The sequence below is a fragment of the Streptomyces sp. UH6 genome, from assembly GCF_013421635.1.
In the GTDB taxonomy this organism is placed as follows: domain Bacteria; phylum Actinomycetota; class Actinomycetes; order Streptomycetales; family Streptomycetaceae; genus Streptomyces; species Streptomyces abyssomicinicus.
This window is the reverse complement of record NZ_JACADT010001145.1, coordinates 1-1,657: the sequence shown is the minus strand read 5'-3', so window position 1 is coordinate 1,657 and position 1,657 is coordinate 1. Positions and strand designations below refer to the sequence as shown.

The following is a 1,657-nucleotide window of genomic DNA, read 5'->3' as shown; positions in this document are numbered from 1 at the left end:
ACGGGCGCAGGTTCCGCTCCCGCTCGACGTCCCGCCGGTCCAGCGTGGCGTCGAACTTCGCCAGCGGCTTCGCCCGGGACGGGTCCGCCTGGACGGCGGCGGACGCGACCCCGGCCCACTCGAGGATGCGGGCGGTGGCGAGCGCCTTCTCCTCGGGCACCAGGCCGGCCACGTTGGCGCCGTGGTTCATCCCCGGCGCGGTCAGCACGTAGGAGTCCTTCGCGCCCTTGCCCAGGTGGAACGGCTCGGCGCCCCACGGGTCGTTCTCGCCGTAGACGAACAGCATCTGACGGGCGTTCTTGCGCACCCAGGTGTCCACGTCGCGCATCGCCGACGGCTGGAACCGCATCGGGACGGAGCGCGGCACGAAGTTCCGCGGCGGCTGGTAGCCGTAGCGGATCAGCCCGTCCTCGATGTGCGGGAAGGTGATCGTGGGCGCGCCCAGCTGGGTGCCGGCCTGGTAGTAGTACGGCGTGTACGGGGTCAGGCCCTGGTCGGTGTAGGAGGAGAACCCGGCGATCGTGTCGACCGAGTTCCAGATCTCCTCGTCGGTGGCGTTCGCGGCGTCGGCCGGGATCGACTCGCAGTCGGCGAGGGTGCTGTACTGCCAGAAGCCCCAGACGTAGTCGAGCACCACTGCCTCGTAGGCGTGGTCCATGGAGCCGATCGTCGTGAAGGTCCAGCCGTTCTCGGCGGCGGCCGCCGCGTAGCGCTCCAGCAGCGCGTCCCGGCGGACCAGCGCCTCGCGCTGCACGCCGTTGAGGCGGTCGCGGCACTCCTTGGTGCCGACGGTCTCGAAGAACTCGTCGTAGGCCGAGTCCTCCTTGTTCACGACGTCGTTGGGGGCGACGTAGGCGACGACGCCGTCCATGTCGCGCGGGTAGAACCGCTCGTAGTAGGTGGCGGTCATGCCGCCCTTCGAGCCGCCGGTGGACAGCCAGTTGCCGCCGTAGAGCGGCTTGAGCGCCCGGAAGATCCGGTGCTGGTCGCTGGCGGCCTGCCAGATGTCCAGGTCCGACCAGTCGGCCGGGTCCGGACGGGACGGCGTGAAGAAGCGGTACTCCATGGAGACCTGGTTGCCGTCGATGATCTGGGTGGGCTCACGGCGGCTCGGGGTGGTGGAGACGCCGTAGCCGCCGGTGTGGAAGACCGTCGGGCGGGAGACGTCCTTGTGCAGCACGGTGATGCGCTGCTGGAACGTTCCCCTGGACGGGTCGCGGTGGTCCACCGGCTGGGTGTAGTTCAGCACGAAGAAGCGGTAGCCGGTGTACGGCTTCTCCTGGATCAGGCTCATCCCGGGTATCGCGAGGAGCCGGTCCAGTATGTCCGCCTCGGCCGTCGTGACCTGGGCGGTTGCCGTGGTGGTGTCGACGGCTCCGGGCTGGACGGCGGTGGCCGTCCCTGCCGTGCCCAGTGTGCCCATCAGCACGCCGAGTGCCGTCGCTCCTCTGAGCGCCTTGCGCATGCACCCTCCCCTGGAGACATAGGTGGCCCGAACCTACCCGCGCCACCTCCGCACCACCAGAGCCGTACCCTGCCTCCCACCCCTCCCTGACGTCACCTCACCTCACCGCCCCTCACCGACCGCCCACCGCCCCGGGCGGCCGGACCGCGCAGGCACAGGCCGGGCAACCGGGCCAGCGCCACAGCGCCTACG

At 70.4% G+C, this 1,657-nt stretch carries 1 protein-coding gene; it reads right to left on the bottom strand.

The genetic code is table 11. The features are described from left to right. Window positions 1-1,465: S28 family serine protease (locus tag HW445_RS30080; RefSeq protein WP_180223970.1), on the bottom strand; the 1,465-nt coding region annotated here is incomplete at its 3' end. Window positions 1,466-1,657 lie beyond the last annotated feature (192 nt).